Here is a 20,114-nt window from a genome sequence, read left to right as displayed (position 1 = left end):
TGGGTTATGGAAGAATATATGAAAAAAAGAGGGACCATGCTTATTATTTATATTCCGCGAGAACTGGATCATCATTTTGCGGAACAGATAACCAGAGCCATAGATCAGGAGTTGGAAAGGGGAGCGGTCAGGCAGCTGGTTTTTGACTTTTCAAATACAGATTTTATGGACAGTTCGGGAATCGGAATGATCATGGGAAGAAAAAGACTTTTGAGCTACAGCGGAGGCACAGTCAGCGCCATTCATGTCAATGACAGGATACTGCGGATCATGCAGCTTTCAGGGATTTATAAACACATCGAGATCAGCCAGGAACCCGTATGGAATTACAGGAAAAGATAGGAGGAGAGGAACATGGAGAATAAAAATGAGATGATCTTAGAAGTGGAGAGCAGATCCTGTAATGAAGGGCTGGTGCGTATTGCAGTGGCGGCCTTCAGCACACAGCTGAATCCTACACTGGAAGAGGTAGCGGATATTAAGACTGCAGTTTCTGAAGCAATCACCAACTGTATCGTACATGCCTATGATACGTCCACGGAAAAAATCCGGGTGGAGTGCAGGAATAATAAGAGAGAGCTGACTGTGGTGGTGAAGGATACCGGGAAAGGGATAGAAGATATAGAAAAGGCTATGGAGCCCTTATATACTACCAGGCCGGAACAGGACCGGTCTGGAATGGGATTTGCCTTTATGGAGGCCTTTATGGATCAGGTAACGGTAGAGTCAGCTCCCGGAAAGGGGACTACGGTAACCATGAAAAAAGTTATAGGACGGCAGAATCCGGTTTTTGAATAGGAGGGCGTATGGACGATATCCTTGCCCTTATCGGGCGTGTGCACCAAGGTGATAAGGAAGCAAGAGATATACTGGTAGAGAAAAATATGGGACTGGTCCACAGCATTGCCAGGAGATTCCAGAACCGGGGCGTAGAGATGGAGGACCTGCTTCAGATTGGAAGTATCGGACTTCTGAAAGCCATTGATAAATTTGATCTTTCTTATGATGTGAAATTCTCTACTTATGCAGTGCCTATGATCACAGGGGAGATCAAACGTTATCTTCGGGATGACGGGATGGTGAAAGTCAGCCGTTCTCTGAAGGAAACTGCGGCCAGAGCCTACGGGGCCAGAGAAATTTTTCTGCAGAAAAACAACAGGGAACCGGACATGGAGGAACTGGCCAGGGAAGTGGGGATATCCAGAGAAGAACTGGTCATGGCCCTGGAGTCAGGAGCTCAGATTGAATCTCTTCAGAAAACCATTTATGAAAGTGACGGCAGCGATATTTCTCTGGAAGACAAACTGCCTCAGGAGAAAAGCCAGCAGGAGGAAATCCTGAACAAAATGTTTCTGGAAGAAATCCTGGGAAGCCTCAGCGCTAAAGAGAGGGAATTGATTTATATGCGTTTCTTTCAGGAAAAGACACAGGCCTATATTGGAGAAAAAATGGGACTGTCTCAGGTCCAGGTTTCCCGGATGGAGAAAAAAATACTCAGCCGTCTCAGAGAGAAACTCTAGACGGACAGGAATAATTCCTCCCTGAACAGAGATACTATTCGTAGTAAATCAGGGAGGTTTTCTATGAGCGAAATGCTGTATATTCAAACAGAAAAAAACGTGGAAGTCCACAGTCCCCAGATATGCCTGGGTGATGTAGCCAAGCTGGCCTGTAATGACCAGAAGGTATTGGACCGGAACAGGGTACGTCGGATTATGATTATACCGGGAAAGGCCCAGGGAAGATATGTGGTTTCTGCAGTAGATCTGGTAAGGGCCGTTGCCAGGGAAGAAAAGAATGTGGATGTGACTCACATCGGGGAGGCAAATATCATAGTTACCTATAAGGAATCGCCGTCGGGAGGCAGATGGAAAGACCATATGAAGACGGCTTTTGTATGTATACTATCTTTTTTTGGCGCTGCTTTTTCTATTATGACGTTTAATACGGATGTAGACATCCAGACCCTTTTCCCCCGGCTTTATTATCAGCTTACCGGAACCACTCCCCAGGGATGGACAATCCTGGAAGCGGCCTATTCTATTGGAATTGGCGTTGGGGTTATCTTTTTTTTCAATCACTTTGGCCATGGAAAGACTACAAAAGATCCTTCTCCCATAGAAGTGCAGATGCGAACCTATGAGGAGGATGTGGACAAAGCACTGATCGCAGAGAAAAACAGAGGAGGAAAGGAGAAAAAGACATGAGTCTGGGACTGCTGCTTACCGGGATCACAGGCCTCTGCGGCGGAGCTGTGGCTGCTGCAGCCCTGTCAGCTTTTATCATAGGACTGGGTATTATTCCCAGATATGCAGGCATTACTCATACAGGAAGGCATATTCTTTTGTATGAAGATTTTCTGATTCTGGGATGCATAGCAGGAAATCTTATTTCTGTATATAATCTTGCTATACGAATAGGCAATCCAGGAGCTGCTTTTGCAGGCCTTTTTTTCGGGATTTTTCTGGGCAGCTGGATCATTGCCCTGGGAGAAGTGGTAAATGCATTTGCCATTGCAGCCAGGCATCTGGGTCTGAAGGAAGGTGCCGGGCTTATTATCCTGTCTATAGCTTTCGGAAAAACTTTAGGCAGTCTGCTTCAGTTTTGTGTATAAAACAGCCCTCAGTCCGCATACTACCAGTATATCAGTACAAGGAGGGCAAAGGCCATGGAACTGTCGCAGGAAGAACAGGAAAAGAAAAAAGCAAAGCAATATGAGGAATATGTAAAAAAGAAAACCCCAGTTCACAATCTGGCAAAAAATATGGCGGCGGCCTTTATAAGCGGAGGTCTTATCTGTACATTGGGACAGGCCATTATGAACTTTTGTCAATGGCAGGGAATGGATAAAGAGACAGGAGGGGCCTGGACTTCTTTGATTCTGGTCTTCCTCAGTGTGCTTTTTACCGGCCTGAACATTTATCCAAAACTGGCTAAATGGGGCGGTGCCGGAACACTGGTGCCGATTACCGGTTTTGCCAATTCTGTGGCGGCGCCTGCAATTGAGTATCAGAAGGAAGGCCAGGTATTCGGTATCGGCTGTAAGATATTTACTATCGCCGGTCCGGTTATTCTTTACGGAATACTGGTATCTTCTTTTCTGGGACTGATTTATTATTTTCTTCATATGTGGGGGATTGTATAATGGGACATACCATAGGAACACAAAGTATAGAATTTGACACTAGTGTATATGTTCTGGGCGCCGGGTCAGTTGTGGGTAAAAAAGAAGGAGAGGGACCTCTGGGTAAATATTTTGATAAGGTTGGACCAGAGGATGGCCTCTTTGGGTGTGCATCCTGGGAAGAGGCAGAAAGTACCCTTCAGAAAGATGCTCTTACCATTGCTATGGAAAAATCCGGGATTGAAAAAGAGAAGCTGCGCCTGATCTACGCGGGAGACCTGCTGGCCCAGACTATAGCCTCATCATTCGGGATCATGGGATTTCACAGACCGGTATATGGTCTGTATGGTGCCTGTGCCACCATGGGAGAAGCTCTGTCTCTGGCATCTATGGCGGTAGCGGGAGGATATGGAGAATATGTAGGTGCAGTTACTTCCAGCCATTTTTGCAGTGCGGAAAAAGAGTTCCGTTTTCCCCTGGCCTACGGCAGCCAAAGGCCTCTTTCAGCCACCTGGACAGTAACAGGAAGTGGCGCCTGTATTCTGGGAACCAGAAAAAGCCGTGCCAGGATAACCGGCATCACTACTGGTAAAATTGTAGATTTCGGACTGAAAGATTCTTATAATATGGGTGCCTGTATGGCGCCTGCAGCATCCAGCACCATAGAGGCAAACCTCAGGGATTTTGGAAGAAAGCCGGAGGATTATGACAGGATTATTACAGGAGACCTGGGAGAAATCGGCCAGAAGATTCTTTTCGACCTGCTGAAAAAGCAGGGAATTGATATAGAAGGACAGCATATGGACTGCGGCATAGAAATTTTTGACAATGAAACCCAGGATACTCATGCCGGGGGAAGCGGATGCGGATGTTCCGCAGCTACATTTGCCTCTTATATCCTTCCGAAAGTAGAAAAGGGAGAATGGAAAAGAGTTCTTTTTATTCCTACAGGGGCTCTTCTGTCAAAAGTCAGCTATAATGAGGGAAAAAGTGTCCCGGGCATTGCCCAGGCTGTAGTAGTAGAACATTGTTAAAGGAGAAGAAAATGGAATATATTCAGGCATTCTGGGTAGGTGGACTTATCTGCGCCCTGGTCCAGATCCTTCTGGACAAGACCAAGCTGCTTCCGGGGAGAGTTATGGTGCTTCTGGTATGTACAGGGGCATTTCTGGGCAGCCTGGGAATTTACGACAGGCTTATTGATTTTGCCGGAGCGGGAGCCAGTGTACCGCTGCTGGGCTTTGGAAACACACTTTTTAATGGTGTGAAAAAAGCAGTACTGGAACACGGATTTCTGGGGATTTTTATGGGCGGTTTTACTGCCAGTGCGGTGGGAATTTCGGCGGCCCTTATTTTCGGATATCTGGCCAGCCTTATTTTTAAACCTAAGATGAAAAACTAAGCTATACTTTTTTTCAAAATGATAGTATAATAAAAAGCAGTATAAAGGTCAGTGATGAGAAGAGGGGCTGTCACATGAGCGGATAGAGCAGGGGTTCATGTGGCAACCCCTTATACACGGCTGGATTTTGAACTATATTTACGGGAGGAAACTGAAGATGCTCCATGCATTCTCACGTTCAGAAGAACTTTTGGGAAAAGAAGGATTAAGAATACTGGCAGAGGTCAAGATTGCTGTGTTTGGAATTGGCGGAGTAGGCTCTTATGTAGTAGAAGCTCTTGCAAGGGCGGGAGTAGGGAGCCTTACATTAGTGGACCATGATGTAGTGAGCTTGACGAACCTGAACAGACAGCTGGTTGCACTGCGTTCTACCATGGGGAGAAAGAAGGTCCAGGTGGCCAAAGAGCGGATAATGGATATTAATCGGGATGCGGTAGTGCATACATACGATACCTTTTTTGGGGCTGAGACTGCGGATCTTTTTGATTTTTCATCCTATGACTATATTGTGGATGCAGTGGACACCGTGTCTGCAAAGCTGCTGCTGATAGAAAAAGCGAAAGAGGCAGGAGTTCCGGTTATTTCCTGTATGGGAACAGGCAATAAACTGAATCCTTCCAGTTTTCAGATCGCGGATATTTCCAAGACCAGCGTGTGTCCTCTGGCGAAAGTAATGAGGGCAGAGCTGAAGAAGCGTAAAATTAAAAAAGTAAAGGTTCTTTTTTCAACAGAGCCATTGCCGAAAGAAAGAAAAAGACGCCAGGGACAGCAGGAAAAGGAGCAGGAAGCTCCTGCCGAGACAAGAGGCGGTACAGGAAGGCCGGTTCCGGCCAGTGTGTCCTTTGTTCCAGGAGTGGCAGGCCTTATGATTGCGGGAGAAGTCATAAAAGACCTGGTTTTTAAAAATGATAAAAGGGGATTATTATAGGAAAATGGATTATAATAAAATAGAAAATAAATTTTGCGCCTGTCTGGGCAGCGATAATGTATATAGAAATGAGCCTATGAGAAAACATACCACTTTTCGCATTGGAGGTCCTGCAGATTTCTATCTCTGCCCCCACAGCGCAAAAGAAATACAGAAGACAGTGGCAATCTGCCGGGAAGAGGAGCTGCAGTATTTTATCCTTGGAAATGGCAGCAACCTTCTGGTCAGTGATCAGGGATACAGAGGCGTAGTGATCCAGCTCTGGAAAAATGTCAGCGATATTCTTGTAGAAGGATGCCGGATACGGGCCAAGGCCGGAGCCAGTCTTGCCAAAATAGCCGGGGAAGCTCTGGAAGAAGGGCTCACCGGAATGGAATTTGCAGCAGGAATTCCCGGAACTCTGGGAGGGGCAGTAGTAATGAATGCAGGAGCCTATGGAGGAGAGATGAAAGATATTCTCCAGGAAGTTCTGGTCATGGATGAACAGGGAGAAATTTTTACTCTGAAAAAGGAAGAACTGCATTTAGGTTACCGAACCAGTATTATAAAAGAAAAGGGATATATTGTTCTGGCGGCTGCACTGGAACTGAAACCAGGAGACAGGAAAGAAATCAAAGAAAAGATGGATGAGCTGAAGCAGAGAAGGGTAGAGAAACAGCCGCTGGATATGCCCAGTGCCGGCAGCACCTTTAAGCGTCCTGAGGGATACTTTGCCGGAAAATTGATCATGGATGCAGGTCTCAGGGGCTTTTCTGTGGGAGGCGCCCAGATATCTGAGAAGCACTGTGGATTTGTGGTAAATACTGGTAAAGCCACAGCAAATGATGTGCTGACACTGATCCGGGAAGTACAGAAGCGTGTTCGGGATAAATTTGGAGTGGAGTTAGAAACAGAAGTGAAATTTCTGGGAGAATTTTAGGAGGGGCTATGCGGTTTGTAATTGTTACAGGAATGTCAGGGGCAGGCAAAAGTACGGCATTAAAAATGCTGGAGGATATGGAATACTTTTGTGTGGATAATCTCCCAGTGCCTCTGATTGAAAAATTTATCCAGCTTATCCGAGACGGTGGTCCTGGAGAAATCGAGAGGGTTGCCGTAGGAATTGATGTGAGGAGCGGCAAGTCACTGGATGAGCTGGAATCTGTATTGGAAAATATTAAGTATCCGGGAACAAAAGTGGAAATCCTTTTTCTGGATGCCGATGACAGGGCTCTGGTAAAACGCTATAAAGAGACAAGAAGAAGCCATCCTCTGGCTGGCAGCGGACGGGTGGACGAAGGTATCAGAAGAGAGAGGGAGCGGCTGAAAGATCTGAAGCAGTATGCAGATTATATCCTGGATACCAGTAAACTCCTTACAAGAGAACTGAAAGAAGAGCTGGAAAAGATTTTTGTAGACAACCGGAACTTTAAAAACCTTATGGTGACGGTACTGTCCTTTGGGTTTAAGTATGGAATCCCTCAGGATGCGGACCTTGTTTTTGATGTACGTTTTCTGCCAAATCCTTATTACATAGAACAGCTCCGGCCTCTGAGCGGGAATGATCAGCCTGTGCGGGATTATGTAATGGGGTTTGACCTTGCCCATGAGTTTTCCGATAAACTGGAGGACATGATACGCTTTCTCATACCTAATTATATTGCGGAGGGAAAGACTCAGCTTGTGATCGGGGTGGGATGTACTGGAGGAAAGCACCGTTCTGTGACGCTGGCAAATGAACTTTACCGCCGCCTGGAGAAGAGCGAAGAATATGGACTGCGTATAGAACATAGAGATATAGAAAAGGATGGGAAGTAATGTCTTTTTCCAGAGAGGTAAAAGAAGAGCTGCTGAAGAAAATAGACAGCGCCAGACACTGCAGGATAGCGGAATTGTCTGCAATCATAGCTTTTAGTGGGGAAATATATACAGACCCCCAGGGAGAAATAAATCTGAGAATATCCTCGGAAAATTCGGCTATTGTAAGAAAGTGCTTTACATTGCTGGAAAAAACGTTTAAAATAAATGGCGAAGTTTCTATTGATGAAAGAATAGTCAAAAAAAACAACCGGTTTACAATTGACGTGGGAAATCAGGACATTACGGTAAAGGTTCTCCAGGCTGTGAAATTATTCACTGCAGACAGGAGGCCGGCGGCTGTACAGGGCCTGGTCAGTCAAATGGTGATTCAGAAGAATTGCTGTAAGCGGGCATTCCTGCGGGGGGCTTTTTTGTGCTCCGGGTCTATCAGCGATCCTACAAAATTTTATCATTTTGAGATTGTCTGTACCAGCCAGGAAAAGGCACGGCAGCTGCAGGAGCTGATTCAGTCTTTTGAAATTGATGCCAAGATTGTGAAACGCAAAAAGTATGATGTTGTTTATGTGAAAGAAGGCGCACAAATCGTAGAACTTTTAGGCCTTATGGGAGCTGGTGTTTCTCTGATGAATCTGGAAAATGTCCGGATACTTAAGGGAATGCGGAACACGGTGAACAGAAAGGTGAACTGCGAAACGGCAAACATTAACAAGACTGTAAATGCTGCGGTAAAACAGATGGAGGATATTGCGTATATCCGAGATACGGTAGGTCTTCACAGACTGCCTGAAAATCTGGAGGAAACGGCGCTGCTGCGTTTGGAATACCCTCAGGCGTCCCTGAAGGAGCTGGGAGCTCTTTTCTCGGTTCCCATAGGTAAGTCGGGAGTGAATCACAGACTCAGAAAGATCAGCAGCATAGCAGAACAGCTTAGAGGATTCAAGGAGGAACAAGTATGATTAGGAAACCGATAACTATTGGAATTTCAAATGGACTAGAGGCAAGGCCGATTGCCATGCTCGTTCAGATTGCCAGCCAGTATTCCAGCAGTATTTATCTGGAAAATGAGGAGAAGAGGGTAAACGCGAAGAGTATTATGGGAATGATGAGCCTTGGACTTGATGCTGGAGAAAAGGTAACGGTATCCATTGAAGGCGCAGATGAAGAAGAGGCCATGAAAGGAATTGAGGAATACCTGAGCAAGAAGTCCCATAAATAATGGTGGAATGTCTTACTTGGACCAATCAGCCCTGATATAGAATAATGTGAAAAAATGCCCCGGCAGTCAGTCAGGAAGAGATGAAAATTCTTTCTGCTGCTGCCGGGGTTTTGCTATGTACTAGTTTTTTACAGGATACTGCTGCCGGAACCAGTAAGTATAGAAATCTTCAAATCCAAGGGAACGGTACAGGTTTTTGGCTGGTATATTGCCCTGCACTACCTGAAGATAGGCGGAAGAAGCCCCCTGCCTGGTGGCTGCGTTTAAAAGGGAAAGGCAGATGGAGCGGCCAATATGGGACCCTCGATATTTATCTGCCACATGTATTGCATAGAGTCCCACATAGTCCCGGTCCAATATGCCAAGTCCAGTGCCGATCATCTCTCCTTTATCATACACAGAAGCAGCGATAACATCCTTAGGAATGGCTGCATACATAGAAGGGACGATTTTTCTGTGAATCTGATTAACTGTTCCTTTCATGTTGAAAAGTGCCTCCAGCCACTGAGGAGTGATATGGGGGCTGAGGACTACCTCACAGGAGATGTGTCCGGGAAGAGGGCCGCCAAGCTCCATGGTCATGACTTCTGTAATATGGGCAATATGGTATCCTCTTTCTGTAAGTTTTTGATCAAAGGAACTGTTGATCAATGGAGTAATCTTATAAATGGCGGGAGTTCCCCACCTTTCGTAAACTTCCTCACAGTAATCCAGCTTATCCACCAAGGGGATAGAGGAGGGGCCGATTTGTTCAATACAGTTGGTCCGGTGGGTATAAAAATAAGAAAAACGAAGGATCCAGCCGTCATAAATCTGCATTTGGTGAGAAGGCCATGCATTCAGAGACAGGTCTTCAATGGTTTTAATCTTATTTTTCAAAACAGATTCCACCTTTCATTTGGGATTAATGCCCATTATATAAGATAAGGAAGGAAGAAGCAAGCCCTGCCTTGCATTCAGAAGGAAGTTGTAGTAGAATCGAGATAGTTCTGAAAAACAAATGACAGGAGGCAGACAAGGATGAAGACTGAAAATGCATGGAAAAAATATACGGATAAAAAAGAAATTTTTGACTTCTGCGGAGCCTATAAGGAGTTTATGAGCCGCTGTAAGACAGAGCGGGAATGTATTGCTGAAATGATAAATATGGCCCGGAAGGCAGGATACAGAGACTTGGATGAGATTACTGCTCAGGGAATAGAACTGAAGCCGGGAGACAAAGTGTATGCCAACAATATGGGAAAGACCCTTGCCATGTACATTGTAGGCCAGGAGCCTATGGAAAAGGGAATGCGGATTCTGGGAGCTCATGTAGATTCTCCGAGACTGGATCTGAAACAGAATCCATTATATGAAGATACAGAACTGGCGATGATGGATACCCATTATTACGGAGGCGTGAAGAAATACCAGTGGGTGACTCTGCCAATGGCCCTTCACGGCGTAGTAGTTAAGAAGGATGGCGAAGTGGTCCAGGTAGTGATCGGGGAAAAGGAAGATGACCCGGTAGTAGGAATTTCCGATCTTCTGATCCATCTTTCCGGTAAGCAGATGCAGAAAAATGCTGCAGAAGTAGTAGAAGGTGAAAATCTGGATGTCCTGGTGGGAAGCATTCCTCTGACCGATGAGGAAAAAGAACCGGTAAAAGCTCAGATACTGGAGCTTCTGAAAGAACAGTATGGAATCGAAGAGGAAGATTTCTTATCAGCAGAATTAGAAGTAGTTCCTGCAGGACCTGCAAAAGATTACGGCCTGGACAGAAGTATGATCATGGCATACGGACATGATGACCGTGTCTGCGCATATCCTTCTTTTATGGCTATGCTGGCCCAGGATAAGGTGGAATATACTTCCGTGTGTCTTCTGGTTGATAAAGAGGAAATTGGAAGCGTGGGCGCTACAGGAATGCAGTCACGTTTCTTTGAAAATACAACAGCAGAGGTTATGAACGCAGCAGGACAGTACAGCGAGCTGAGTCTGAGAAGAGCCCTGAAAAATTCTATGATGCTTTCCTCTGATGTCAGTGCGGCCTTTGACCCCAACTATCCGGAAGTAATGGAGAAAAAGAATTCAGCTTATCTGGGACATGGTATTACTTTCAATAAATATACAGGTTCCAGAGGTAAGAGCGGCTCCAACGATGCCAATCCAGAATACATAGCAAGACTCCGGAAAGTCATGGAAGAAAATCAGGTAGCTTTCCAGACTGCGGAACTGGGGAAAGTCGACCAGGGAGGCGGCGGGACCATCGCCTATATTCTGGCAAACTATAATATGGAAGTAATTGACTGCGGCGTAGCTGTTCTGAACATGCATTCTCCATGGGAAATTGCCAGCAAGGTAGACATCTATGAAGCTTACAAAGGCTACTGTGCTTTCCTGAAAGAAATGTAACCATCAAAATGCAGACTGAAAATTCACTCTATACATCTTGGCTGAAAAATGTTAAGATAAAACAAATTACAAAAAATAGCAGCCAGGCTGTAAGGTAAGGAGTACAGAAATGTCAAAATTTTTGAAAATAATTGTGAATCTAGTCGTTATTGCGGCTATTGCAGTAGCTGCTGCCCTGCTGGTACCGCCCTTTGCAGGCATTGATACAGTTATGAATGATAATACAGAAACTGATACAAACTTGCCTGTGGGCTCTGTAGCTTACGGCAGAACTATAAACTCTCAGGAACTTGAGGTTGGAGACCGTATCATTTACAGCGAAGGCTCCAGCGATTATGTCTATGAGATTACAGATATGGATGCCAGTGCAGGAGCTTACAGAGTCAGGGATCCATATAATGAAAATAGTGATGACCAGAGCGTTACGATTCAGAAATCAATCTCACGTGTGATAGTTGTAGTTCCATTTATTGGATATGGGGCTATAGCTCTGCAGAGTACAGAAGGTCTTATTGTAGTAGGATTGGGAATTGTCTTTCTTATTATTCTTTTCATTCTTTCTGAAATCTGGAGAAAAGATAGAGATGAAGAAGAGGATGAGGACGAAGAGGAAGATGAGTCTGAGGAAGACTCCCAGGAAGAGGAAGAATCCGACGAGGATGAAGAGAAAGTACTTTCACGGAGAGAGCGGAGAAGACTGAAGAAAGAAGAGAAGCGCCGCAGAAAGCTGGAGAAGAAAGGTTATCTGGAGGACGAAGAGGAAGAGGAAACAGCAGCTGAGCTGGAAGAAAACATTCCGGAAACTTTTGAGACAGAGACAGAAGAGAGCGGGGAAGGAGATTCTCAGATAGAAGAGCTTGATAAGGCAATGGAAGAGGCCATGTCCTCTGTAGCTATGGGAATTTCACAGATAAGTGAGCCTGAGCAGGTACCTGATGCGACCATTGTCATGCCGGATATCCAGGAAATAGAGCAGACAGAAGAAAGCCCTGAAGAAGTTTTTGCAAAAACCGTAGAAACAGAAGTTCCTGAAACTGAGCCAGAGACAGAACTTGAGGACGCTCAGGAAATGGATATGTCTGAGAATGAGGCTGAGGATGAGATAGAAGAGCCGGAATCTTCTGAAGATCCAGGCGATACAATCATGATTCCTGAGGTTGAGGAGGAAGAAAGGATGCTAAATCCGGAAGCTGTTCCAAATGCTCCTTCTGTAGAAGAACTCCTGGCAAAGGCAAGAGCTGCAGGAGATGCACCGGAAGTAAAAGAAGATAAAGATAATCAGGTGACACTGCTGGATTATTCAGACATCCTTTGATTTCATCCACTTATGTTTCGAACAATATATTATATATAGAAGAAAAGCATCTGAAAGAGAAATTCTCCTTTCCGGTGCTTTCTTTTATGTATAAGAAAAAATACAAAAAAAATACAAAACAGAAGAAAAAAAGCTTGCAATCTGGAAAAACTTCTATTATACTAACAAGTGCTGTGACATGATAGCTGTGAAGCGCGAGGTTGCTGCCTATGTGGCAGGTTTTCCGTGGAGCGAATGTCAAGTTAGGAAACTGACGACAAGTCACTGTATAACATCAAGAGACTTACCACGAATGAGTGGGAGTGTGTGCAGATTTGAGATGACACACACGGGAATGTGTACAGTCGCCGCTTGTCGTACTACAAAAAGTGCGAAAAGGAGGAGACTTTTTTTATGGCAAGTCAAGTAATGAGAATCACTTTAAAAGCTTACGACCATCAGTTAGTAGATGCGTCTGCAGGCAAAATCATCGAAACTGTTAAGAAGAATGGAGCAACTGTTAGCGGACCGGTTCCCCTTCCTACAAAGAAAGAGGTTGTAACAATCCTGCGTGCGGTTCACAAATACAAAGATTCCAGAGAACAGTTCGAGCAGAGAACTCATAAAAGACTGATCGATATCATCGCACCAACACAGAAAACAGTAGACGCTCTGGCAAGACTGGAGATGCCTGCAGGTGTGTACATTGATATCAAGATGAAACAGAAATAATTCTGTTTGATGAAGAGATTATCCTTACAAGGTTGATATAGAAATATATATCGACTGTTTGTCTAGGATGATTGCACAACACAGTGTAATCCGCTGTAGATTCACAGGAGGTAAAAAATGAAGAAAGCAATCTTAGCTACTAAAGTCGGAATGACTCAAATCTTCAACGAAGACGGAGTGTTAACTCCAGTAACTGTATTGCAGGCTGGTCCTTGTGTAGTAACACAGGTTAAGACCATGGACAATGACGGCTATGAAGCAGTACAGGTTGGCTTTGGCGACAAGAGAGAAAACCTTGTGAACAAGCCAATGAAAGGACACTTTGACAAAGCCGGAGTTTCCTGCAGAAGATATGTAAGAGAGTTAAAGCTGGAAGGCGAATACTCCTTGGGACAGGAAATCAAAGCTGACATCTTTGCTGCAGGCGACAAGATTGACGCTACTGCAATCAGCAAAGGTAAAGGATTCCAGGGTGCTATCAAGAGACATGGACAGTCCAGAGGACCTATGACTCACGGTTCTAAATACCATCGTCATGCAGGTTCTAACGGTGCTTGTTCTGATCCGTCCAAAGTATTCAAAGGAAAAGGAATGCCAGGACAGATGGGACATGTAAAAGTGACTGTACAGAACCTTGAGATCGTAAGAGTAGATGCTGAAAATAATCTGCTTCTGGTTAAAGGCGCTGTTCCAGGACCTAAGAAATCCTTAGTTACAATTAAAGAAACAGTGAAAGCCGGCAAATAAAGTTTTCGTTGGAAAGGAGGACCATACAAATGGCAAACGTATCTGTTTATAATATGGAAGGCAAAGAAGTTGGAACAATGGAATTAAACGATGCGGTGTTCGGTGTAGAAATCAACGACCACTTAGTACATTTAGCTGTTGTTCGCCAGCTTGCAAATAATCGTCAGGGTACACAGAAAGCAAAAACACGTTCTGAAGTATCTGGCGGCGGAAGAAAACCTTGGAGACAGAAAGGAACTGGTCATGCAAGACAGGGTTCAACAAGAGCTCCACAGTGGACAGGCGGCGGTGTAGTATTCGCACCAACACCAAGAGATTATTCTCAGAAAATGAATAAGAAAGAAAGAAGAGCTGCTCTGAAATCTGTTCTTACAAGCAGAGTACAGGAGAACAAGCTCATCGTTCTGGAAGATCTGAAGTTAGATGAAGTAAAGACAAAAGCAATGCAGAATGTTTTAAATAACCTGAACGTTTCTAAAGCAATGGTAGTACTGGCTGACAATGATCAGAACGTAGTATTATCTACAAGAAACATTCCGGATGTGATCACAGCATTACCAAGTACTATCAATGTATACGATGTACTGAAATACAATACTCTGATCCTGACAAAGGCTTCTGCAGCAGCAATTGAGGAGGTATACGCATAATGGCAAACGTACAGTATTATGATGTAATCCTGAAACCGATTGTAACAGAGAAGAGCATGGCAGCCATGGGCGAAAAGAAATATACTTTCTTAGTACACACAGAGGCTAACAAGACCATGATCAAAGAAGCTGTTGAAAAAATGTTCGAAGGAACAAAAGTAAAATCTGTCAACACCATGAACTTAGATGGCAAGACAAAGAGAAGAGGAATGACCTTCGGAAAAACAGCTAAGACAAAGAAAGCTATCGTAACTCTTACAGAGGATAGCAAAGATATTGAAATTTTTGAGGGATTATAATTCACGAACCTTAACGAGGCAGAGCCGAAGGCGACAGCCGAGTTTAGTTGAGTGAACATACCCCCTACAAACTACGATGACAACTACAGCAGTCAAGAAAAAATAATCCGATATTTGGCTGCGGCAAAGAAACGCCAGGATATGTTGCATACTGGCGGACATGAAAGGAGAGACAGTAATGGGAATTAAAACCTACAGCCCATATACACCTTCCAGAAGACACATGACAGGTTCTGATTTCAGCGAGATCACAACCTCAACTCCAGAGAAATCTCTGGTTGTGTCCTTAAAGAAAAATGCTGGACGTAATAATCAAGGTAAAATCACAGTAAGACACCGCGGAGGCGGAAACAGAACAAAATACAGAATCGTTGACTTCAAGAGAAGAAAAGACGATATCCCCGCAACAGTTAAGACTATCGAATACGATCCGAACAGAACAGCCAACATCGCTCTGATCGCATATGCAGACGGTGAGAAGGCTTACATCTTAGCTCCAGAAGGATTAAAGGTTGGCATGAAGATCATGAACGGCGAAAACGCTGAAGTAAGACCTGGAAACTGCCTGCCTCTGACAAATATCCCAGTTGGTACTATGGTACACAACATTGAACTGTATCCGGGCAAAGGCGGACAGCTGGTTCGTTCTGCTGGTAACGGAGCACAGTTAATGGCAAAAGAAGGAAAATATGCAACACTTCGTCTTCCATCAGGCGAAATGAGAATGGTTCCTTTAAACTGCCGCGCATCTATCGGCGTAGTAGGAAACGGCGAGCACAGCCTTATCAACATCGGTAAAGCAGGACGTAAACGTCACATGGGCATCAGACCTACCGTTCGTGGTTCTGTTATGAACCCCAACGATCATCCACATGGTGGTGGTGAAGGTAAGACCGGTATCGGACGCCCAGGTCCATGTACTCCATGGGGCAAACCGGCTCTTGGCTTGAAGACAAGAAAGAAAAACAAACAGTCTAACAAGTTAATTGTAAGAAGAAGAGATGGCAAAACATTAGCTAAATAATAGGAGGTAAGACAATGGCTCGTTCATTAAAAAAAGGACCGTTCGCAGATAAAAGCTTACTGAAAAAAGTAGACGCTATGAATGCTGCCGGCGATAAGACAGTTATTAAAACCTGGTCACGTCGTTCCACAATTTTCCCTTCCTTCGTTGGACATACAATCGCTGTTCATGACGGAAGAAAACATGTGCCGGTTTATATTACAGAAGATATGGTTGGCCACAAACTTGGTGAGTTTGTTGCTACAAGAACTTATAGAGGACACGGCAAAGACGAGAAAAAATCAGGTGTTCGTTAATATTTGAAAGGAGGCTTTTATCATGGCAAAAGGACATAGAAGTCAGATTAAAAGAGCAAGAAATGCTAATAAAGATACAAGACCCTCTGCAAAGTTATCCTACGCAAGAATGTCCGTACAGAAAGCTTGCTACGTACTGGATGTTATCCGTGGCAAAGACGTGCAGACTGCACTTGGTATCTTAACATACAATCCAAGATACGCTTCCAGCGTCATCAAAAAATTACTGGAATCAGCTATTGCAAATGCTGAGAACAACAATGGTATGAATCCGGAAAATCTTTACATTGCAGAATGCTACGCAAACAAAGCGCCTACAATGAAGAGAATCAAACCGAGAGCACAGGGCAGAGCTTACAGAATCTTAAAGAGAAACTGCCATATCACAGTTGTATTGGATGAAAGATAAGGAGGAATATCATGGGACAGAAGGTTAACCCACACGGACTCAGAGTCGGCGTTATCAAAGACTGGGATTCCAAATGGTATGCTGAAGGCGATTTCGCTGACAACTTAGTGGAAGATTATAATATCAGAACATTTCTGAAAAAGAAATTATACAGCGCAGGTATCTCCAGAATCGAGATCGAAAGAGCATCTGACAGAGTAAAAGTTATTGTTTACACTGCTAAACCAGGTGTTGTTATCGGTAAAGGCGGTTCAGAGATCGAGAAAGTAAAAGCTGAATTACAGAAATTTACAGATAAAAAATTAGTTGTTGACATCAAAGAAGTAAAGAGACCGGATAAAGACGCTCAGCTGGTAGCAGAGAACATTGCTCTTCAGCTTGAGAACCGTATTTCCTTCCGTCGTGCTATGAAGTCTGCAATGTCCAGAACAATGAAAGCCGGCGCAAAGGGAATCAAAACCTCCGTATCCGGACGTCTGGGCGGCGCTGATATGGCTCGTACAGAGTTCTACAGCGAGGGAACCATTCCCCTTCAGACTTTAAGAGCAGATATCGACTATGGTTTCGCTGAAGCAGACACCACTTACGGCAAAGTTGGCGTTAAGACATGGGTCTACAATGGCGAAGTACTTCCAACAAAAGGAACTAAGGAAGGGAGCGATAAATAATTATGTTAATGCCAAAAAGAGTAAAACGTCGTAAACAATTCCGTGGCTCCATGAGAGGAAAAGCGTTAAGAGGAAATAAGATCAACTACGGTGAATTCGGTCTGGTTGCAACAGAGCCTTGCTGGATCAGATCCAACCAGATTGAGGCTGCCCGTGTTGCCATGACTCGTTATATCAAACGTGGCGGTAAAGTATGGATTAAAATTTTCCCAGATAAACCAGTAACAGCAAAACCAGCAGAAACACGTATGGGTTCCGGAAAAGGTGCCTTAGAATACTGGGTAGCAGTTGTAAAGCCAGGCAGAGTAATGTTTGAGATCGCAGGCGTTCCTGAGGAAACAGCTCGTGAGGCTCTGCGTCTTGCCATGCACAAGTTGCCAGTTAAATGTAAAATCGTTTCTCGTGCAGACTTAGAAGGCGGTGATAACAGTGAAAATTAAAAATTATGTAGAAGATTTAAGAACAAAATCAGCTGCAGAATTACAGGAAGAATTAGTAGCTGCTAAGAAGGAACTCTTTAACTTGAGATTTCAGAATGCAACAAATCAGCTGGACAACACAAGCAGAATTAAAGAAGTTCGCAAGAACATCGCTAGAATCCAGACTCTGATTGCTCAGAAGGCAAATGCGTAAGGAAGAAATTCCTATTAGATAGAAAGGAGCAGCATAATCGTGGAAAGAAATCTGAGAAAAACACGTGTTGGTAAAGTTGTCAGCAACAAGATGGACAAAACTATTGTAGTTGCTATCGAAGACCACGTAAAACATCCTCTTTACAAAAAGATCGTAAAGAGAACCTATAAATTAAAAGCACATGACGAAGAGAATACCTGCAACATCGGTGATACCGTAAAGGTTATGGAAACAAGACCTCTGTCCAAAGACAAGAGATGGAGACTTGTAGAAGTTGTAGAAAGAGTGAAATAATTGGTCTTCCAGTTATTGGAATATAGTTTGGAAATTCGTGAAGGAGGAATCCCAGCATGATTCAACAGGAAAGTAGACTTAGAGTCGCTGACAACACTGGTGCAAAAGAAATCCTCTGCATCCGTGTTATGGGCGGTTCTACTAGAAGATATGCCAATATCGGCGATGTTATCGTTGCTACGGTCAAAGATGCAACACCAGGCGGTGTTGTGAAAAAAGGTGACGTTGTAAAGGCAGTTGTTGTTCGTACTGTTAAAGGCGTTCGCCGTAAAGACGGCTCTTACATCAAATTTGATGAAAATGCAGCCGTTATCATCAAAGATGACAAGACACCAAGAGGAACCCGTATTTTTGGACCAGTAGCCAGAGAGCTTCGTGAGAAACAGTTTATGAAGATTGTTTCCTTAGCTCCAGAAGTATTATAGGAGGTAAGCCTGATGTTTAAGATTAAAAAAGGCGATACTGTTAAAGTTATCGCCGGCAAAGATAAAGACAAAGAAGGAAAAGTAATCTCTGTTAATCCGAAAAAAGGCGCTGTTCTGGTTGAAGGCGTAAACATGGTCACAAAACACACAAAACCATCCATGAGCAATCAGCAGGGCGGTATCGTAAACAAAGAAGCTTGGATCGATGCCTCCAACGTAATGGTTATGCATGAAGGTAAAGTTACCAGAATCGGCTTTAAAGTTGAGGATGGCAAGAAAGTGCGTGTGGCTAAGACTACAGGCAAAGTGATCGATTAATTGAGAGAGGAGGCCAACAAATGAGCAGACTTAAAGATATGTATAAAAATGAGATCGTAGATGCTATGATCAAAAAGTTTGGTTATAAAAATATCATGGAAGTGCCGAAACTCGATAAGATCGTTGTAAACATGGGTGTAGGCGAAGCAAAGGACAACGCAAAAGTTCTGGATGCAGCTGTTGCTGATATGGAGCTGATCACAGGCCAGAAGGCTGTGACAACAAAAGCGAAAAACTCCATTGCTAACTTCAAGATCCGTGAGGGTATGCCAATTGGTTGTAAAGTAACATTAAGAGGCGAGAAAATGTATGAGTTTGCAGATCGTCTCATCAACCTGGCACTGCCTCGTGTACGTGACTTCCGTGGTGTAAATCCTAACGCATTTGACGGAAGAGGAAATTATGCCCTTGGAATCAAAGAGCAGCTGATTTTCCCTGAAGTGGAATATGATAAAGTCGATAAAGTAAGAGGTATGGATGTTATTTTCGTAACCACTGCTAAAACAGACGAAGAAGCTCGTGAATTATTGACATTATTCAACATGCCATTTGCAAAGTAATTATAGGAGGGAAAATTCATGGCTAAAACAGCAATGAAAGTAAAACAGCAGCGTAAACAGAAATTCTCCACAAGAGAGTACAGCCGCTGCCGTATCTGTGGACGTCCACATGCATATTTAAGAAAATACGGTATCTGCCGTATCTGCTTCCGTGAGCTGGCATACAAAGGCCAGATCCCAGGAGTAAAAAAAGCAAGCTGGTAGGCCGAAAGCAACTTAGTGAAAGCAAGCCGAAAGGCGCAGCTTGAACTTAGTGCGAGGCCCTTCCCGAACCTTAGCGAAGCCGAGCCGAAGGCGAGAGATGAGCTTAGTTGAGGGAAGACACCCCGATAACTTTTAGCGAAGGCTGAATTTAGTGAGAGTGGTGTGCCGAACCGTTGCCAACACCCCTATACAGATGCAAGCCATCTGACAGTATAGTAATTAACATGAAAAGTCTAAATTAGGAGGAAACTATCATGACAATGAGCGATCCAATCGCAGATATGCTTACAAGAATCCGTAACGCGAACACTGCAAAACATGACACAGTAGATGTTCCATCATCTAAGATGAAACTTGCTATCGCAGATATTCTTTTAAAAGAAGGTTATATCGCAAAATATGACGTTCTGGAAGAAGGAAACTTTAAAACAATCCGTATCACTTTAAAATACGGTGCAGATAAAAACGAAAAGATCATCACAGGTCTGAAGAGAATTTCTAAACCAGGTCTGCGTATCTACGCCGGCAGCCAGGAAATTCCAAGAGTATTAGGAGGACTGGGAATTGCCATCCTTTCCACCAACCAGGGTGTGATCACAGACAAAGAAGCTAGAAAGCTCCACGTAGGCGGCGAAGTTCTGGCATTTGTTTGGTAATTTATCGAGATACTGAAAACAGAAGGGAACCATAATAGGCC

At 44.0% G+C, this 20,114-nt stretch carries 32 protein-coding genes; 31 read left to right on the top strand and 1 reads right to left on the bottom strand.

Annotation, left to right across the window (positions count from 1 at the left end; all coding sequences use genetic code 11):
• The first annotated feature begins 6 nt into the window (after positions 1-6).
• The 13 genes from B5G33_RS07410 (at position 7) to B5G33_RS07350 (ending at position 8,470) form a co-directional block, all read left to right on the top strand.
• Entirely contained in the window at positions 7-342 is a 336-nt protein-coding gene (locus B5G33_RS07410) for an STAS domain-containing protein (protein WP_087417183.1), read from the top strand.
• A gap of 12 nt (positions 343-354) precedes the next feature.
• Positions 355-798, top strand: coding sequence for an anti-sigma F factor (spoIIAB, locus tag B5G33_RS07405; protein ID WP_087417182.1), 444 nt, complete (start codon positions 355-357; stop codon positions 796-798).
• An 8-nt stretch (positions 799-806) separates the two neighbouring features.
• Entirely contained in the window at positions 807-1,520 is a 714-nt protein-coding gene (locus B5G33_RS07400; protein ID WP_087271607.1) for a SigB/SigF/SigG family RNA polymerase sigma factor, read from the top strand.
• 63 nt (positions 1,521-1,583) lie between these two features.
• Positions 1,584-2,207: a stage V sporulation protein AA gene (locus B5G33_RS07395; RefSeq protein ID WP_087271611.1), complete on the top strand. Its 624-nt coding sequence runs from the start codon at positions 1,584-1,586 to the stop codon at positions 2,205-2,207.
• On the top strand, positions 2,204-2,614 hold the full coding sequence (locus B5G33_RS07390) for a stage V sporulation protein AB (protein ID WP_087271614.1): 411 nt from the start codon (positions 2,204-2,206) through the stop codon (positions 2,612-2,614). The genes B5G33_RS07395 and B5G33_RS07390 overlap by 4 nt, the downstream gene beginning before the upstream one ends.
• Before the next feature lie 54 nt (positions 2,615-2,668).
• Positions 2,669-3,145: a SpoVA/SpoVAEb family sporulation membrane protein gene (locus B5G33_RS07385; protein ID WP_191385689.1), complete on the top strand. Its 477-nt coding sequence runs from the start codon at positions 2,669-2,671 to the stop codon at positions 3,143-3,145.
• The gene (locus B5G33_RS07380; protein WP_087271617.1) at positions 3,145-4,158 is read left to right on the top strand and encodes a stage V sporulation protein AD; all 1,014 of its coding nucleotides are present in this window, start codon (positions 3,145-3,147) and stop codon (positions 4,156-4,158) included. The genes B5G33_RS07385 and B5G33_RS07380 overlap by 1 nt, the downstream gene beginning before the upstream one ends.
• An 11-nt stretch (positions 4,159-4,169) precedes the next feature.
• The gene (spoVAE, locus tag B5G33_RS07375; protein WP_087271621.1) at positions 4,170-4,526 is read left to right on the top strand and encodes a stage V sporulation protein AE; all 357 of its coding nucleotides are present in this window, start codon (positions 4,170-4,172) and stop codon (positions 4,524-4,526) included.
• A 157-nt stretch (positions 4,527-4,683) separates the two neighbouring features.
• Positions 4,684-5,454: a tRNA threonylcarbamoyladenosine dehydratase gene (locus B5G33_RS07370; RefSeq protein WP_087417181.1), complete on the top strand. Its 771-nt coding sequence runs from the start codon at positions 4,684-4,686 to the stop codon at positions 5,452-5,454.
• Between the two features lie 4 nt (positions 5,455-5,458).
• On the top strand, positions 5,459-6,373 hold the full coding sequence (murB, locus tag B5G33_RS07365; protein ID WP_087417229.1) for a UDP-N-acetylmuramate dehydrogenase: 915 nt from the start codon (positions 5,459-5,461) through the stop codon (positions 6,371-6,373).
• A gap of 8 nt (positions 6,374-6,381) precedes the next feature.
• A complete protein-coding gene (gene rapZ, locus B5G33_RS07360; protein WP_087417180.1) occupies positions 6,382-7,251 on the top strand; it encodes an RNase adapter RapZ in 870 nt (289 codons plus the stop codon).
• On the top strand, positions 7,251-8,210 hold the full coding sequence (gene whiA, locus B5G33_RS07355) for a DNA-binding protein WhiA (protein WP_087417179.1): 960 nt from the start codon (positions 7,251-7,253) through the stop codon (positions 8,208-8,210). Before rapZ ends, whiA begins: the two co-directional genes overlap by 1 nt.
• Entirely contained in the window at positions 8,207-8,470 is a 264-nt protein-coding gene (locus B5G33_RS07350; RefSeq protein WP_087271633.1) for an HPr family phosphocarrier protein, read from the top strand. The genes whiA and B5G33_RS07350 overlap by 4 nt, the downstream gene beginning before the upstream one ends.
• Positions 8,471-8,590: 120 nt before the next feature.
• Here B5G33_RS07350 and B5G33_RS07345 read toward each other — a convergent pair whose 3' ends face one another.
• Positions 8,591-9,349 carry a GNAT family N-acetyltransferase gene (locus B5G33_RS07345; protein WP_087271636.1) on the bottom strand — a complete coding sequence of 253 codons (759 nt, stop codon included), beginning with the start codon at positions 9,347-9,349 and terminating at the stop codon, positions 8,591-8,593.
• Positions 9,350-9,490: 141 nt separating this feature from the next.
• Between B5G33_RS07345 and B5G33_RS07340 the strand changes: the two genes are divergently transcribed.
• From B5G33_RS07340 to rpsH, 18 genes are all read left to right on the top strand, one after another.
• Positions 9,491-10,864, top strand: a complete 1,374-nt coding sequence (locus B5G33_RS07340) for an aminopeptidase (protein WP_087271639.1) — start codon at positions 9,491-9,493, stop codon at positions 10,862-10,864.
• Between the two features lie 109 nt (positions 10,865-10,973).
• On the top strand, positions 10,974-12,179 hold the full coding sequence (locus tag B5G33_RS21335; RefSeq protein WP_158229585.1) for a hypothetical protein: 1,206 nt from the start codon (positions 10,974-10,976) through the stop codon (positions 12,177-12,179).
• A 393-nt stretch (positions 12,180-12,572) separates the two neighbouring features.
• Positions 12,573-12,890, top strand: a complete 318-nt coding sequence (rpsJ, locus tag B5G33_RS07325; RefSeq protein ID WP_003022820.1) for a 30S ribosomal protein S10 — start codon at positions 12,573-12,575, stop codon at positions 12,888-12,890.
• A 117-nt stretch (positions 12,891-13,007) separates the two neighbouring features.
• A complete protein-coding gene (rplC, locus tag B5G33_RS07320; RefSeq protein WP_087271648.1) occupies positions 13,008-13,637 on the top strand; it encodes a 50S ribosomal protein L3 in 630 nt (209 codons plus the stop codon).
• 29 nt (positions 13,638-13,666) lie between these two features.
• A complete protein-coding gene (rplD, locus tag B5G33_RS07315) occupies positions 13,667-14,287 on the top strand; it encodes a 50S ribosomal protein L4 (protein ID WP_087271651.1) in 621 nt (206 codons plus the stop codon).
• Positions 14,287-14,586: a 50S ribosomal protein L23 gene (rplW, locus tag B5G33_RS07310; RefSeq protein WP_087271654.1), complete on the top strand. Its 300-nt coding sequence runs from the start codon at positions 14,287-14,289 to the stop codon at positions 14,584-14,586. The genes rplD and rplW overlap by 1 nt, the downstream gene beginning before the upstream one ends.
• A 178-nt stretch (positions 14,587-14,764) precedes the next feature.
• Positions 14,765-15,610 carry a 50S ribosomal protein L2 gene (rplB, locus tag B5G33_RS07305; protein ID WP_087271657.1) on the top strand — a complete coding sequence of 282 codons (846 nt, stop codon included), beginning with the start codon at positions 14,765-14,767 and terminating at the stop codon, positions 15,608-15,610.
• Positions 15,611-15,624: 14 nt separating this feature from the next.
• Positions 15,625-15,906 carry a 30S ribosomal protein S19 gene (rpsS, locus tag B5G33_RS07300; protein ID WP_087271660.1) on the top strand — a complete coding sequence of 94 codons (282 nt, stop codon included), beginning with the start codon at positions 15,625-15,627 and terminating at the stop codon, positions 15,904-15,906.
• A gap of 22 nt (positions 15,907-15,928) precedes the next feature.
• A complete protein-coding gene (gene rplV / locus B5G33_RS07295; protein ID WP_087271663.1) occupies positions 15,929-16,315 on the top strand; it encodes a 50S ribosomal protein L22 in 387 nt (128 codons plus the stop codon).
• Positions 16,316-16,326: 11 nt separating this feature from the next.
• Positions 16,327-16,983, top strand: a complete 657-nt coding sequence (gene rpsC, locus B5G33_RS07290) for a 30S ribosomal protein S3 (protein ID WP_087271666.1) — start codon at positions 16,327-16,329, stop codon at positions 16,981-16,983.
• Positions 16,984-16,985: 2 nt separating this feature from the next.
• On the top strand, positions 16,986-17,423 hold the full coding sequence (gene rplP / locus B5G33_RS07285) for a 50S ribosomal protein L16 (protein WP_087271669.1): 438 nt from the start codon (positions 16,986-16,988) through the stop codon (positions 17,421-17,423).
• Positions 17,413-17,616: a 50S ribosomal protein L29 gene (gene rpmC, locus B5G33_RS07280; protein ID WP_087271671.1), complete on the top strand. Its 204-nt coding sequence runs from the start codon at positions 17,413-17,415 to the stop codon at positions 17,614-17,616. The genes rplP and rpmC overlap by 11 nt, the downstream gene beginning before the upstream one ends.
• 39 nt (positions 17,617-17,655) lie before the next feature.
• Positions 17,656-17,910 carry a 30S ribosomal protein S17 gene (gene rpsQ / locus B5G33_RS07275; RefSeq protein ID WP_087271674.1) on the top strand — a complete coding sequence of 85 codons (255 nt, stop codon included), beginning with the start codon at positions 17,656-17,658 and terminating at the stop codon, positions 17,908-17,910.
• A gap of 56 nt (positions 17,911-17,966) precedes the next feature.
• Positions 17,967-18,335: a 50S ribosomal protein L14 gene (gene rplN / locus B5G33_RS07270; protein WP_087271677.1), complete on the top strand. Its 369-nt coding sequence runs from the start codon at positions 17,967-17,969 to the stop codon at positions 18,333-18,335.
• Between the two features lie 12 nt (positions 18,336-18,347).
• Complete coding sequence (gene rplX, locus B5G33_RS07265; RefSeq protein WP_087271680.1) at positions 18,348-18,653, top strand: 50S ribosomal protein L24; 306 nt, start codon at positions 18,348-18,350, stop codon at positions 18,651-18,653.
• Positions 18,654-18,673: 20 nt separating this feature from the next.
• Positions 18,674-19,213 (top strand): 50S ribosomal protein L5, encoded by a 540-nt coding sequence (rplE, locus tag B5G33_RS07260; protein WP_087271683.1) that lies wholly within the window; start codon positions 18,674-18,676, stop codon positions 19,211-19,213.
• 18 nt (positions 19,214-19,231) lie between these two features.
• The gene (locus tag B5G33_RS07255) at positions 19,232-19,417 is read left to right on the top strand and encodes a type Z 30S ribosomal protein S14 (RefSeq protein ID WP_087271693.1); all 186 of its coding nucleotides are present in this window, start codon (positions 19,232-19,234) and stop codon (positions 19,415-19,417) included.
• Positions 19,418-19,671: 254 nt separating this feature from the next.
• The gene (gene rpsH / locus B5G33_RS07250) at positions 19,672-20,073 is read left to right on the top strand and encodes a 30S ribosomal protein S8 (protein ID WP_087271696.1); all 402 of its coding nucleotides are present in this window, start codon (positions 19,672-19,674) and stop codon (positions 20,071-20,073) included.
• The last annotated feature ends 41 nt before the right edge of the window (positions 20,074-20,114 follow it).

Origin of the sequence: Blautia sp. An81 (assembly GCF_002161285.1) — a bacterium.
GTDB classification, from domain to species: Bacteria; Bacillota; Clostridia; order Lachnospirales; family Lachnospiraceae; genus Blautia; species Blautia ornithocaccae.
The sequence above is the reverse complement of the archived record's forward strand: the minus strand, read 5'-3'. Positions and strand labels throughout refer to the sequence as shown.